Source organism: Listeria immobilis (assembly GCF_014322845.1).
Lineage (GTDB): Bacteria > Bacillota > Bacilli > Lactobacillales > Listeriaceae > Listeria > Listeria immobilis.
In genome coordinates this window covers 1-13,356 of record NZ_JAASUA010000009.1, presented here as the reverse complement: position 1 = coordinate 13,356, position 13,356 = coordinate 1, and the positions used below count along the sequence as shown (strand labels likewise).

Annotated in this window: 13 protein-coding genes; 9 read left to right on the top strand and 4 right to left on the bottom strand. The window is 35.1% G+C overall.

The genetic code is table 11. The features are described from left to right. The first annotated feature begins 6 nt into the window (after window positions 1–6). Window positions 7–2,604 (top strand): bifunctional lysylphosphatidylglycerol flippase/synthetase MprF, encoded by a 2,598-nt coding sequence (gene mprF / locus HCJ45_RS11280; protein ID WP_187124867.1) that lies wholly within the window; start codon window positions 7–9, stop codon window positions 2,602–2,604. An 18-nt stretch (window positions 2,605–2,622) separates the two neighbouring features. On the opposite strand, the gene HCJ45_RS11275 is transcribed toward mprF, so the two are convergent. Then, window positions 2,623–3,525 (bottom strand): TIGR01777 family oxidoreductase, encoded by a 903-nt coding sequence (locus HCJ45_RS11275; RefSeq protein ID WP_187124866.1) that lies wholly within the window; start codon window positions 3,523–3,525, stop codon window positions 2,623–2,625. A 95-nt stretch (window positions 3,526–3,620) separates the two neighbouring features. Here HCJ45_RS11275 and recX point away from each other — a divergent pair, with 95 nt between their 5' ends. The 3 genes from recX to HCJ45_RS11260 are packed head-to-tail and all read left to right on the top strand — an operon-like array spanning window position 3,621 to window position 5,139. Continuing rightward, window positions 3,621–4,430, top strand: a complete 810-nt coding sequence (gene recX, locus HCJ45_RS11270; RefSeq protein ID WP_187124865.1) for a recombination regulator RecX — start codon at window positions 3,621–3,623, stop codon at window positions 4,428–4,430. Window position 4,431: 1 nt separating this feature from the next. Then, window positions 4,432–4,665 carry a YfhJ family protein gene (locus tag HCJ45_RS11265; protein WP_185347147.1) on the top strand — a complete coding sequence of 78 codons (234 nt, stop codon included), beginning with the start codon at window positions 4,432–4,434 and terminating at the stop codon, window positions 4,663–4,665. Window positions 4,666–4,677: 12 nt separating this feature from the next. Beyond that, complete coding sequence (locus HCJ45_RS11260; protein ID WP_185381311.1) at window positions 4,678–5,139, top strand: dCTP deaminase/dUTPase family protein; 462 nt, start codon at window positions 4,678–4,680, stop codon at window positions 5,137–5,139. A gap of 35 nt (window positions 5,140–5,174) precedes the next feature. Here HCJ45_RS11260 and HCJ45_RS11255 read toward each other — a convergent pair whose 3' ends face one another. Beyond that, window positions 5,175–6,155, bottom strand: coding sequence for a metal-dependent hydrolase (locus HCJ45_RS11255; RefSeq protein WP_185347143.1), 981 nt, complete (start codon window positions 6,153–6,155; stop codon window positions 5,175–5,177). 199 nt (window positions 6,156–6,354) lie between these two features. Between HCJ45_RS11255 and mutY the strand changes: the two genes are divergently transcribed. The 3 genes from mutY (at window position 6,355) to ntdP (ending at window position 8,875) form a co-directional block, all read left to right on the top strand. Further along, window positions 6,355–7,452 carry an A/G-specific adenine glycosylase gene (mutY, locus tag HCJ45_RS11250; RefSeq protein ID WP_187124864.1) on the top strand — a complete coding sequence of 366 codons (1,098 nt, stop codon included), beginning with the start codon at window positions 6,355–6,357 and terminating at the stop codon, window positions 7,450–7,452. A gap of 3 nt (window positions 7,453–7,455) precedes the next feature. Further along, window positions 7,456–8,202, top strand: coding sequence for an enoyl-[acyl-carrier-protein] reductase FabL (gene fabL / locus HCJ45_RS11245; protein WP_187124863.1), 747 nt, complete (start codon window positions 7,456–7,458; stop codon window positions 8,200–8,202). Between the two features lie 145 nt (window positions 8,203–8,347). After that, complete coding sequence (gene ntdP / locus HCJ45_RS11240) at window positions 8,348–8,875, top strand: nucleoside tri-diphosphate phosphatase (RefSeq protein WP_185347137.1); 528 nt, start codon at window positions 8,348–8,350, stop codon at window positions 8,873–8,875. A 42-nt stretch (window positions 8,876–8,917) separates the two neighbouring features. Here ntdP and HCJ45_RS11235 read toward each other — a convergent pair whose 3' ends face one another. Together HCJ45_RS11235 and HCJ45_RS11230 are read right to left on the bottom strand one after the other, a co-directional pair. Then, window positions 8,918–10,006, bottom strand: a complete 1,089-nt coding sequence (locus HCJ45_RS11235) for an aromatic acid exporter family protein (protein WP_185347135.1) — start codon at window positions 10,004–10,006, stop codon at window positions 8,918–8,920. Between the two features lie 114 nt (window positions 10,007–10,120). Further along, a complete protein-coding gene (locus HCJ45_RS11230) occupies window positions 10,121–11,410 on the bottom strand; it encodes a glutamate-1-semialdehyde 2,1-aminomutase (protein WP_187124862.1) in 1,290 nt (429 codons plus the stop codon). A 143-nt stretch (window positions 11,411–11,553) separates the two neighbouring features. On the opposite strand from HCJ45_RS11230, the gene HCJ45_RS11225 reads away from it, so the two are divergent. After that, window positions 11,554–12,495: a D-2-hydroxyacid dehydrogenase gene (locus tag HCJ45_RS11225; RefSeq protein ID WP_187124861.1), complete on the top strand. Its 942-nt coding sequence runs from the start codon at window positions 11,554–11,556 to the stop codon at window positions 12,493–12,495. An 85-nt stretch (window positions 12,496–12,580) separates the two neighbouring features. After that, the gene (gene perR / locus HCJ45_RS11220) at window positions 12,581–13,027 is read left to right on the top strand and encodes a peroxide-responsive transcriptional repressor PerR (protein ID WP_185347129.1); all 447 of its coding nucleotides are present in this window, start codon (window positions 12,581–12,583) and stop codon (window positions 13,025–13,027) included. Window positions 13,028–13,356: the final 329 nt, after the last annotated feature.

The following is a 13,356-nucleotide window of genomic DNA, read 5'->3' as shown; positions in this document are numbered from 1 at the left end:
ATCAGTATGAAAGAAAAATTAATGCAAGCCTATGATTGGTTTCAAAAAAATAGCACAATTGTTAAAATTGTATTTATTACTTTTGTGATGGCGTTTGTTGTATTCGAAATTATTAGTATTGCTAAGGATATTGATTATCCTTCTTTAAAAGCAAACTTAACATCTCAAAGCCCAGAACAAATATTTCTAATGTTTATTATTGGGTTAATAGCAGTTACACCAATGCTTTTATACGATTATGTTATTGTAAAATTATTACCTGGAAAGTTTTCGCCTAGTCATGTGGTAGCTTCAGGATGGATTACAAATACTTTTACGAATATTGGCGGATTTGGAGGCGTGTTAGGAGCGAGTTTAAGAGCTAGTTTTTATGGAAAAAATGCTTCCCATAAAGAAATATTGCTTGCCATCTCAAAAATCGCTTTATTCCTTGTTTCTGGTTTATCCATTTATTGTTTAGTATCGCTTGCTACATTACTAATACCAGGCTTTGCGAACCATTTTATTAAATACTGGCCGTGGCTTCTTGCTGGTGGGTTGTATTTTCCAATCTTGTTTATAGTGACAAAATGGAAAAGCAAGTCATTGTTTGTAGATCTACCAATTAAAAGAGAGTTAACCTTAATTATTGCATCTCTGTTAGAGTGGGGATTTGCGTTTGGTTGTTTTGCTATTATAGGTATCATGCTTGGGGAACCAGTTGATATCTTTAAAGTATTTCCACTATTTGTTATTGCCTCTGTAATCGGAATTGCATCAATGGTACCAGGTGGAGTAGGAACCTTTGATGTAGTAATGATTCTAGGATTAAGTCAATTAGGTATTTCAGAGGAACTTGCACTTGCTTGGATGTTATTTTATCGCATTTTTTATTATATTATTCCGTTTTTCGTCGGACTTTTATTCTTCGTTCAAAAAGCGGGCAAACGTGTTAATGACTTTTTAGAAGGATTACCACTATTATTCTTACAAAAGGTAGCTCACCGCTTTTTAGTTATTTTTGTATATGGTTCAGGATTATTATTAATTTTATCATCGGCAATTCCAAATGCGATATATCATGTACCTTTACTCTATAAAATTATGCCATTTAATTTCTTATTTACATCGCAAATAACAATAGTAGCTTTTGGATTTTTATTACTTGGACTTGCTCGTGGAATTGAATGTAAAACTCAAAAAGCATATATAATTACCTTTATTGTACTCGGCTGTGCAATTTTCAATACACTTGCTCGCGTCTTTTCTATCAAACAAGCAGTGTTTCTGGGTATCGTCTTACTTTGTTTATTCTTAGCAAGAAATGAATTCTATCGTGAAAAACTTGTCTATACGTGGAGTAAAGTTATTATTGACAGTATTATATTTATTGTTTGTCTAGCAGGTTATATAATTATCGGTATTTATAATTCACCTAATATTAAACATTCCAAAAAAATTCCAGATTATTTACAAATTGCTTCAGAGCACTTGTGGCTAGTTGGTTTCGTTGGAGTTTTCATTGCTGTTGTCAGCTTAGTAATTATTTACATTTATCTCTCCACTACAAAAGAAAAACTAGGTTCTCCGTTTGAAGCAGTAAAAGTTCGAGAACATTTAGCCAAATGGGGCGGAAATGAAGTTAGCCATACGATGTTTTTACGTGATAAATTATTATTTTGGGCAGCAGACGGAGAAGTACTTTTTGCTTACCGAATAATTGCTGATAAAATGGTCATCATGGGGGAACCAACAGGTAATATGGACAAAATGGAAGAAGCAATTGAAGAAGTGATGACAAATGCTGATCGATTTGGCTATCGTCCAGTCTTCTATGAAGTTCGCGGTACGATGATTCCATATTTACATGATCACGGTTTTGATTTTATCAAGCTAGGGGAAGAAGGATTTGTAGACGTTCAAAGCTTTACAATGAGCGGTAAAAAGAAAAAAGGGGAGCGCGCGCTAATGAATAAATTAGCACGAGAAGGATATACTTTTGAAGTGTTACAACCGCCATTTAATAAAGAGACGTGGAAAACATTACGAGCAATTTCCGATGAATGGCTAGATGGTAGAGAAGAAAAAGGATTCTCACTTGGCTTTTTTGACAGATACTATATCGAACAGGCAGGCATTGCTATCGCAAAAAATGGAGAAGGAACTATTATCGGCTTTGCTACAATGATGCCATCTTATACGAGCGAAATGACATCGATCGACTTAATGCGCTATTCAAAAGAAGCACCATCTGGCATAATGGACTTTCTATTTATCAATCTATTTGAAAAAGCAAAAGAAGATGGTTTCCAAATATTCAATGCTGGTATGGCGCCACTAGCCAATGTTGGGGAAAGTAAATACGCTTTTCTCGGCGAACGTTTGGCAGGGCTAGTATATCGCTATAGTCAAGGATTTTATGGTTTTAAAGGATTAAGAAATTTTAAATCCAAATATGTTACCGAATGGGAACAAAAATTTGTTGCTTTTAGAAAACGAAGCTCTATTGCGTTTACAATGCTCCAATTAATGATCCTCGTTGGGAAAAAACGACCGCTTGCCAATAATCAAGTTGTATTAGATATACCACTAGATGAAGCAACCAAAAAAGTAGATTCTGAGTAATTCAGAATCTACTTTTTTCTATTCAATTAAGTCATCAATAGCTTCTTGCAACGTTTCAAATTGAAACTCAAAGTGATGGCTCATTAATTTTTCTGGATAAGCTCTTTGACTATCAAGAATGGTCATTGCTCGCTCACCAAGAATTAAGGAAATCATTTTTTTAGGAATGGGTGTATTGTAAGGTTTATGCATTTTTTTACCTAATCGTTCAGCGAATTTTTTCTCTTGTACAGGATGAGGTGCTGTAAAGTTTACAATGCCATTTATTTGTTCATGCTGAAAAATAAATAACATTGCAGCAACAACATCATCAACATGAATCCAAGAATACCATTGACGGCCACTTCCTAATTTACCACCAGTATAAGTTTGAAACAGTTTTTTGAAGGCTGGGAATGAGCCACCATCCGTTCCAAGGACAAGCCCAAATCGAGCATAAACAACACGAATACCTAAGTCGTTTGCAGCACTAGCAGTCTTTTCCCACTCATATACAGTTTTCCCAAGAAAATTAGCTGCATAAGGATTTTCTTCTGTATCCAAATAAATGGTTGATTTGGAAGAGTTATATGCTCCAATCGCACTTGCGTTAATCCACAGTTTCGGCTTTATTTTCATTTTTTTCACAATGGATAAAAGCGCTGAAGTAGCTTCGATGCGGCTATTTACAATCAGTTTCTTTCTATCATTTGACCATTTTTCATCCATTAACCCTTCCCCGGCTAGGTTAATGCAAATATCAATTGGTAAGTCTTCCAAGTTAGGTAATTTATCTGATGTTAACCATTCAATATAGTGTACATTCGCTCGATCTTTAAGCTGTTTTCTAGTTAAAATATAGATTTCGTGATTTGATTTTTCTAATTCATGTACTAAATGATCGCCAATAAAACCTGTTGCTCCTGTAAGTAGAATATGCAAATTAATCACCTCTTTATTATCTAACTTTATATTCCCTTTTTAGTAGTATTAAAACCAATATTTGAGGTATGATAGATTAGAAAAGGAGGCGTATTATGAAAATCACGTCCATCAGTGTCCAGCAAAAAAATAAAGAGCGTTACAATATTTTTATTGATGAAAAATACAACTTTAGTGTTGATGAAGAAGTTCTCGCTAGATTCCAACTTATGAAAGGCAAAGTAATTACTGAGGCTGAGATAGAAGAAATAAAACAAGCAGATATGGTACGAAAAGGACTAAATAAAGCAATCCATTTTTTATCTCACCGAGTTCGTTCAGAAAAAGAAATTCGCGATTACTTGAAAAAACAAGAGATGGAGCCTTACGCAATTGATGCGATTTTAAAAAAATTAGCAGACATGGATTATATCAATGACGCAGAATTTGCGGAGTTATATACAAAAACACAAATTAAAACAACTTTAAAAGGACCAAGAACGATTGAAAGAGAACTTGTGGAAAAAGGACTAACTCGTGAAATCATTAGTCAAGTTATTTTGGGATATTCAGAAGAAGCCCAAGCTGAAAACGCCGAAAAACAAGCGCAAAAAATTATGAAAAGAAATACTAAAAGTGCAAAAAAAATATTACAACAAAAAATCATTACAGATTTAATCCAAAAAGGATATACAAGTGAACTTGCAAAACTCGTAGCTACAAATGTTACAAGTGGACTCGATGCAGCAGACGAACTGGAGATTTTACAGAAACAATTAGAAAAAGCGATTCGCAAAAATAAACGCTTTAAACCAAGTATAGCTAAGCAAAAAACGATTACATCACTAATGCAGAAAGGTTTTTCTTATGATACAATTCAATCATACCTAACCGAAAATGAGATTAGTTTTGAGGAGGAAGAGTGAAATGTATGCGTATTTAGATGAGCTGACTGCAGATTTAATGGCGAAAAATCCGCATTTAGATAAAGAACAAGCGTTATGGTGGATCGAAATGCTTTGGTCAGATTTTGAAAGTTCCTATGCAAAAGCTGGATACCCATATCGCGGGCCTGAATATGCCGCTGACTATGTTCGACAACAAATTGAACGTCACGGTAGTTCTTTACATCAAGTAAAACGAAAAGATCCAAACAAATAGGGAGGCAACCACGTGAAAGTAAGAGGATTTGAAGTTGTAAATAAAGCGAGCAGAAAGTTTGAAAATCAAGTTATATCATTACCAATTCGCGGAGATAAAGGCTCTGCAGGATATGATTTTTTCTCCAATGAAACAGTAATCATCCAACCAGGTGAAAAACATATTTTTTGGACAGATATTAAAAGTTATATGCAAGAAGATGAAGTGTTAAATATTTATGTACGCTCATCTATTGGGATTAAAAAAGGGCTACTACTTTGCAATGGGACGGGTATTATCGACTCATCTTATTACAGTAATCCTGGAAATGATGGGAATATCGGAATTGCCATTAAAAACTTTTCTACTGAGCCTGTAGAAATCGAACTTGGAGAACGTGTCGCTCAAGGTGTTTTTCAGAAATACTTGGTTGCTGATACAGATATTGTTGCCAATGAATCACGTATAGGTGGAGTTGGTAGTACAGGAAGATAACAAAAAAGGTCCCGAAAACATTTCGGGACCTTTTTTTAAATACTAACAGGTGCTAGTTTTTTGTATAATTTTTCAGTAGAGAATATCCAGCCGGTATAAGAAGAGACAATATTTAAATTATCATCTAACTTCACAACAGCAACAAAAGGATAATGCCCATTACTTCGATATCGTAAATCAGTAAAAGTCACATAAGTTCCGTCTAATTTTTCTTCTATCCTCCAGTTGTACACTTTGGAAAAAGAAATAAATGCAGCGAGATTTTTATCTAATTTAGCAGAACGTATAATCTCGTTATCGGGAACAGGCAAGCGATCAAATTTTTCATAAATTGAAATGTTTCGTTTGAAAGCTCTACCTACATAATAGTGATCTTTCGTTGTAACTGCCACGCGCCACTGAAAGAAGTGAATTGTGGAAGCGATAATAATTTCTTCTGAGTCGGGAATCAAGTTTTGAACCGCATGTTTAATCATTCGCTGCGTCACAAACCTTGCTATATAATAAAGTGCTAAAATTGCATATAGCGTGATAAACGTTGGAGCAGCTGGAGAACCAAGTAACCATGCAGCGATAGCAACTACATGAGAACCAAAAATGAACCAATCAAAAGTATTGATAAATCCAAATGCAACCCAAGTTTCTTTAAACGGTCTTACCGCTTGTGTCCCGTAGGCGTTAAAAATATCTACAAAAATGTGTAACCCAACTGCGATAAATGTCCATAACAATAAATGAATGAACGTGGCCGCTGGGAAGAAAAGGTATAAAATAGATGAAATAAGTAATGGCCAAATTGCAAGCATCGGCAAGGAGTGTGTTACTCCACGATGATTTCTAATGTAATCAGCATTATTTTTTAGTTTTAGTACGGTGTCAATGTCTGGAATTTGTGAACCAATAATTGTTGCTGTCATAATTCCAATGGCAGCTTGAGAACTTCCGGCTACTACCGGGTCTACAGTTGCTAATGCTCCGAGTGCAATTCCCATTACTACGTGTGTGCCAGTATCCAATGACTTTTGCCTCCTCTAATAATCGATCTTTAAATTACCTGTCAAATTACTTAAGTAAAACACAAAACTATTCAATTAAGCCAGCATTCGGTATAATAGAAATCGGCTTAAGAAAGGGTATCTTTTTATTCCCTGCTTTCATTATACTACATATCTAGATAATCACACATTAGAAATCTATTAGAATTACAAGGAGAAAATGAGAAAAATGAGCAGATTAACATGGGACGAAGCGAAAATAACCGCCTTTCAAACTGCACTCGTTTCCTGGTATGAAGCGAATAAGCGGATATTGCCTTGGCGTGAAAATACAGAACCATACAGAATTTGGGTCTCAGAAATAATGCTACAACAAACAAAAGTCGACACAGTAATTCCATATTTCAATCGCTTTATGAGCCAATTTCCAACAATGGAAAGTTTTGTACAAGCAGATGAAGCAGATATTTTAAAAGCATGGGAAGGGCTTGGCTACTATTCACGAGTACGAAATCTTCAAACTGCAATGAAACAAGTAATGGCAGATTTTTCAGGAGAAGTTCCAAGTGATTTAACCACAATTTTATCCTTAAAAGGGGTAGGGCCATACACGGCGGGAGCGATTTTAAGTATTGCTTATAATCAGGCGGAACCAGCAGTGGATGGGAATGTTATGCGCGTAATTGCTCGCGTGTTAGAAATTAGCGAAGATATAATGAAGGCATCTACCAGAAAAATTTTTGAAGAAGTGCTTTATCAACTAATTGACAAAACAAGTCCTGCAGCGTTTAATCAGGGGTTAATGGAAATTGGCGCACTCGTTTGTACGCCAACAAAACCAATGTGCTTACTTTGCCCACTTCAACCATTTTGCGAGGCACATAAAAATGGTGTAGAAACAAATTATCCAGTAAAAATCAAAAAAGTTAAAACGAAAACAAAAGAATTACTAAGCATTCTTGTTTTTTCAGAAGATGGTAAAATCGCCATTGAAAAAAGACCTGATAACGGATTACTTGCTAATATGTGGCAGTTTCCAACCATTGAAATAACTAAAAAAGAAAACAAAGAAGTAGCCAAGTTACAATTTTTACATCAATATGGACTAGATATTTTACTTGAAACAGAATCAATTGCACATATTAAACATGTTTTCTCACATTTAGTTTGGAAAATGGACATCCAAGTAGCAACACTTCAATCAGCGGAATTAAAAGAAAATTGGTATTTTGCAACAGAAGAAGAAATGGAACGGCTTGCTTTTCCAGTACCTTACCAAAAAATGTGGCAAGCTTGGAAAGAATTTAAGGGGGATTAATAAATGAACAAAGTAGCACTTGTAACAGGAAGTAGTAGAGGACTTGGTCGGGAAATTGCAATCGCGCTTGCAAAAGAAGGTTATGATATTGCAGTAAACTTTTCTAGAAATCGAAAAAAAGCAGAAGAAGTAAAGCAAGAAATCGAAAAGTTAGGCAAAAAATGCGAGATTTTTAAAGCGAATGTTGGCGATGTTGAAAAGATTAAAGAACTATTTGTGGCAGTGGATGCAGAGTTTGGCAGATTAGATATATTTATTAATAATGCAGCAAGTGGAGTACTTAGACCATTAATGGAGTTAGAAGAAGCACACTGGGATTGGACGATGAATATTAATGCTAAGGCGTTACTTTTTGCAGGACAAGAAGCAGCAAAATTAATGCAACGTGGAAATGGCGGTAAAATTATCAGCCTTAGCTCTATTGGATCAATTCGTTATCTAGAAAATTATACAACAGTGGGTGTTTCTAAAGCAGCTGTAGAAGCACTAACCCGCTATTTAGCAGTAGAACTTGCTCCATTTGGTATAGCTGTCAATGCTGTTTCAGGTGGTTTAATCGAAACGGAGGCATTAGATCATTTTCCAAATAGGGAAGCGTTACTTGAGGATGCAGTTAGTAAAACACCAGCCGGCCGAATGATTGTTCCTGCCGATTTAGTCAATGCAGTACTATTTCTTACTAGCGACAAAGCTGATATGATTCGCGGACAAACGATTTTAGTGGATGGTGGAAGAACTTTACTCGTATAATAAGCTAGAAATTACTTATTTTTGAGGCAAATCCTAGTTTTTTGATGAAATTCTACCATTTTAGCACAATATTGTTTTTTTGCAGTGTTACGTTATGTTATAATGATATTGATTTTGATAGTACATGAGGAAAGTAGGATAAAGGATGTACTTACCCAAAGAGAAAGAAATAATACAGATCAAGAGTTACAAACATAACGGTAAACTTCATCGTACTTGGAAAAAGACAGTGGTGCTTAAATCTACAGAGAATATTATTATCGGTGGAAATGACCATACATTGGTCGTGGAAGCAGACGGACGTAAATGGGTAACGCGCGAACCATCTATTTGCTACTTTCATAGTGATTACTGGTTTAATGTAATTTCAATGATTCGTGAAGATGGCATTTATCACTATTGCAATTTAGGAACACCATTTGCAGTGGATGAACAAGCGCTAAAATACATTGACTACGACCTCGATATTAAAGTATTCCCAGATGGTAGGTTTCATTTGCTTGATGAGGGCGAATACGAGCAGCACCGTCGCCAAATGAAGTACCCAGACTCCATAGACAGGATACTAAAGACTAATGTGGATATATTAAGTCATTGGATATTGGATAAAAAAGGTCCATTTTCACCTGATTATATCGACATTTGGTATGAAAAGTATAAGGAATACCGTTAAAAAAACGAGCTTTGGAATTAATTTTCCAAGCTCGTTTTTTGTTTATTCTTCATTTACATTAATATCAATCTGATTTTCTTCTGTATGTCGAAGTTTAAAGCTATGAATTAATTTTTCTAAATAATCAACAGTTTCTTGATAAGCAAAAATAGAAGCGATAATACGCATTAAATGATATTTGTCCATCATTTCTTCATACTCATCTTTTTCTGTTTCTTCCATTTCACGTAGGAAAAGTTGCATTAAATCTTGCGGATCTTGTGCTAAATGGGACTCGACATAATCCAAATCAATAGAAACTTTGTCGATATAAGTAAGAAGTAACTGTTCATGTTTATCTGTTAAATAATCAATATGCTGTCTAATTAATTCTTGTTTATCTGGTGGCAGTTGTAAATAATCATTTTCGTAACGATGTTGAATTTTCAGAAGCTCAAAACCTTTTTGCGAACAAAGCAACATCTGCCTGTAAACCGCAATTTTTCGACCTTTAGAAACTGCGCTTTTCTTGAGGAAAGTACGCTCTTCTCGGTAAAATCCATATAAGTTACGTGTTTGATTCAACTGTTTTTGCATCCATTCCATATCTTTTTTTAGGAGTGGAAAATCAGCAGCATGGCGAAGGTTTAGTTTAATCCAACGAACAATCTCGCTATTAGTATTATAAATTAACTGGAATAACGAAACTTCATATTTTGGCGGGATAAAAAATAAATTAACAATAAAAGCAGCAAGCAATCCTAACATAATCGTTCCAAAACGAATAAGTGCGATTTCTAAAAAGTCATTACCAGGTGAGTCCATTACAATAATGAGAGTCACAACAGCAAGACCAATCGTATTTTCTAAACGAAACTGCATTAATAAAGCCACACAGATAATGGAGGCAACACCAATTAAAATAAAGTCATTTCCAATATATAATCCAAAAATAATCGCGATGATAGCTCCAATAATATTCCCTTGTGCACGTTCTAAAATAGTACGATAAGACCTATAAATAGAAGGCTGGATAGCAAAAACGGCGGAAATGCCTGCCAGAGATGGAGAAGGTGAGTTGCAAAGCTCGGCAATAAATAGCGCAAGTGTTATTGCAATACCTGTTTTCAAAATTCTAGCTCCGAATTTCATGGAAGGTTATTCCTTTCTATAGACTATTTGAGCGAGACTTATTAAATATCCCGCTCATTCTTCTTCTATTATAACGTTTCTCTCAAGTTTATACAGTAATATTACCTATTTACCTTAAACCATTTTCGCAAATACGGTGTTCACAGCACGAATGGTTTCTTCAATATCTTCCTCAGAATGTGCGGAGGTAATAAACCAAGCTTCGTATTTGGACGGTGCTAAATTGATTCCCTCTTCCAGCATTCCTTTAAAGAACTGACCAAATTTTTCTCCATTTGTATCGCCAGCTTCTGCATAATTCGTAACAGGTTCATCTGTAAAGTATACTGTTAACGCACCAACAATCTGATTCACTGTTACAGCAATACCATATTTATTGGCTGCTTTTTCAATACCTTCTTTTAACATTTTTCCATATTTTTCAAAGCGATCATAAAGACCTTCTTCTTGTAAAACTTCTAGACAAGCAATTCCTGATAAAATGGAAGCTGGATTCCCTGCGTGTGTTCCGGCTTGATAAGCAGGTCCTAGTGGGGCAACTTTTTCCATAATATCAACACGTCCACCATAAGCACCAATTGGCAGACCACCACCAATAATTTTACCCATCGCTGTCAAATCAGGGATAACACCAAGATAATTTTGGGCGCCACCATACATAAAACGAAATGCTGTAATAACCTCATCATAAATTACTAAAGAACCATTTGCATGTGCTAGTTCGTTAACACTTTCTAAAAAGCCTTCAGCAGGAGCAACCATTCCGAAGTTACCAACGATTGGTTCTACTAAAACACAAGCGATTTGATCTCCCCAAACAGTAAGTGCTTCTTTAAAAGCTTCTAAATCATTAAACGGAACTGTAATTACTTCTTCAGCTGTTGACCTTGTTACACCAGCCGAGTCGGGAATACCAAGTGTTGATGGACCTGAACCAGCTTCCACAAGAACTAAATCAAAATGACCATGATAGCATCCAGCAAATTTAATGACTTTATCACGACCAGTATAAGCACGAGCGACACGAATTGTAGTCATCACTGCTTCCGTTCCAGAATTCGTAAAACGGACTTTTTCAAGTGAGGGAATGGCATCCTTCAACATTTTCGCAAAAGTAATCTCATGTTTTGTCGGCGTCCCATATAAAACGCCATTTTGCGCTGCTTTTGTAATCGCTTCTGTAATATGAGGGTGTGCATGTCCTGTAATAATCGGGCCAAATGCCGCTAAATAATCAATATATTTATTTCCGTCTACATCATAAAAGTAAGCACCATTAGCTCTTTCCATAGTAACAGGAATACCACCACCAACACCTTTGTTAGATCTAGATGGACTATTTACCCCGCCAACAATATGTAAAAGTGCTTCATCATGCAATTTTTCTGACATCGAATGATTCATTTTGTCATCTCCTCAATAGTTTAATACTTTATATATTTTATGCGAAAAAATGAGATGTCGCAATCGAAAAAACAATATAATTGCCGATAAGTGAAAAAAAGCATAAAATTAACTTAAAATAAAAAGGACGGGAGTGAGGCAAAATGAAAACCTTGTTCACACTTAATGTGCCAGAAAAACTGAAAAGGTTGCAAGAAGAGCAATTTCCAGAAGATACTTTCTATTATGGAAATAACGATCATTTTGCCAACTTAGCAGAAGTCGATGCAATTGTCACATATGGGTCGAACCTAACAGAAGAAATTGTCAAAAGAGCTACTAATTTAAAATTTATTATGGTTTTCTCAGCAGGAATAGATGGACTACCAAAAAAAATTATTCAAGACAGAAAAATAAAAGTAGCAAATGTAAGAGGAATTCATGCTATTCCAATGGGGGAATTTGCACTATCTTTTATGTTAAATCATGTGAAAAAAGCTTCTTTCTTCTATGATAAGCAAAAAAAAGAACAATGGGAAAGTGAAGAGCCAATAACAGAACTAGCTGGTAAAACACTTGTAGTAGCAGGTGCAGGAGCGATTGGATCTAAAGTAGCTGAATTTGCTCAAGCGTTTGATATGCGTCTAATTGGTATTAATACCACTGGAACACCAGTAGAACCATTCAATCAAACATATGCAATTACAGAGTTAGAAAAAGTAGCTTCTTTAGCAGACTTTTTTGTTAGCGTGCTTCCTCAAACAAAACAAACAACAGGTATTTATACCACTGCCTTTTTTGAAAAAATGAAACGCAATGCTGTTTTTATTAACATTGGAAGAGGAAGTGCTGTTTCATTAGATGTATTAGAAACAGTAGCGAAACGAAAGCTTATTTCACATTTCTATTTAGATGTTTTACCAGAAGAACCACTTTCACAAGGAAGTGCACTGTGGCAAGCAGCAAATATAACTATCACGCCGCACGTATCAGGGCATTCAGATAAATACTTGGATCGCAGTTTTGAAATTTGGTTGGAGAATATCGTTCATTTTAAAGAAAATACGGATTTGCGAAATGAAATAGATTTAGATAAAGGTTATTAAGCTTTTAATTATGCCGTTCTATTGACAGTGAAGCTTTATTTCCGGTATTATATTTAATATAATAATTATTTTTGGAAGGGAGTGCATGGCGGTGTCTAATGCAACTTTAAAAGAGGCAGTAGATGTCTTGAAGAAAACTGGAGTGAGAATCACCCCTCAGCGTCATGCTATACTTGAATTTTTAATTAACTCACATACACACCCGACCGCAGATGATATTTACCGGTCATTAGAAGGAAACTTTCCTAATATGAGCGTAGCAACAGTATATAATAATTTGCGTGTTTTTCGCGATGCTGGTCTAATTAAAGAATTATCCTATGGTGACGCTTCAAGCCGATTTGATTTTTCAACATCCAACCATTATCATGCGATTTGTAATGTTTGTGGAAAGATAGTGGATTTCCATTATCCTGGACTTGATGAAGTAGAGCATTTTGCGGCACATGTAACTGGATATGAAATCGATAATCATCGGTTAGAAGTATACGGTACATGTCCTGAATGTAAAGCAAAACAATTAGATAAATAATTAAAAACACTTAGTCTTGCTAGGTGTTTTTTTATATTATTTTCATTTTTATTTAATTTTATGCATAATTCAGTTGACATATATCTCAAAACTTGATATATTAGTTTTCGGCGCTACAATAGCAGTGATTTAAAAGGATTTTATTTATAAAATAAATTTAAAAAGTTGTTGACAGATAAACGCTGAAATGATATGATTTAAAAGTCGCAAAAAACAAACAAAAACATTCAAACAACAAGATTTTAAGCGGCTAACTGACCTTTGAAAACTGAACAAAGAAGAAGACGAAAAGCAATGAGACGTAAAGTCTCACTGGTAATCGCAGGGCA

Bases quoted from the DNA above. Each gene is read 5' to 3' on its own strand.
- mprF (WP_187124867.1), top strand. From the start codon at position 7: ATGAAAGAAAAATTAATGCAAGCCTATGATTGGTTTCAAAAAAATAGC.
- recX (WP_187124865.1), top strand. From the start codon at position 3,621: ATGAAAATCACGTCCATCAGTGTCCAGCAAAAAAATAAAGAGCGTTAC.
- HCJ45_RS11265 (WP_185347147.1), top strand. From the start codon at position 4,432: ATGTATGCGTATTTAGATGAGCTGACTGCAGATTTAATGGCGAAAAAT.
- mutY (WP_187124864.1), top strand. From the start codon at position 6,355: ATGAGAAAAATGAGCAGATTAACATGGGACGAAGCGAAAATAACCGCC.
- fabL (WP_187124863.1), top strand. From the start codon at position 7,456: ATGAACAAAGTAGCACTTGTAACAGGAAGTAGTAGAGGACTTGGTCGG.
- ntdP (WP_185347137.1), top strand. From the start codon at position 8,348: ATGTACTTACCCAAAGAGAAAGAAATAATACAGATCAAGAGTTACAAA.
- HCJ45_RS11235 (WP_185347135.1), bottom strand. From the start codon at position 10,006: ATGAAATTCGGAGCTAGAATTTTGAAAACAGGTATTGCAATAACACTT.
- HCJ45_RS11230 (WP_187124862.1), bottom strand. From the start codon at position 11,410: ATGAATCATTCGATGTCAGAAAAATTGCATGATGAAGCACTTTTACAT.
- HCJ45_RS11225 (WP_187124861.1), top strand. From the start codon at position 11,554: ATGAAAACCTTGTTCACACTTAATGTGCCAGAAAAACTGAAAAGGTTG.
- perR (WP_185347129.1), top strand. From the start codon at position 12,581: ATGGCGGTGTCTAATGCAACTTTAAAAGAGGCAGTAGATGTCTTGAAG.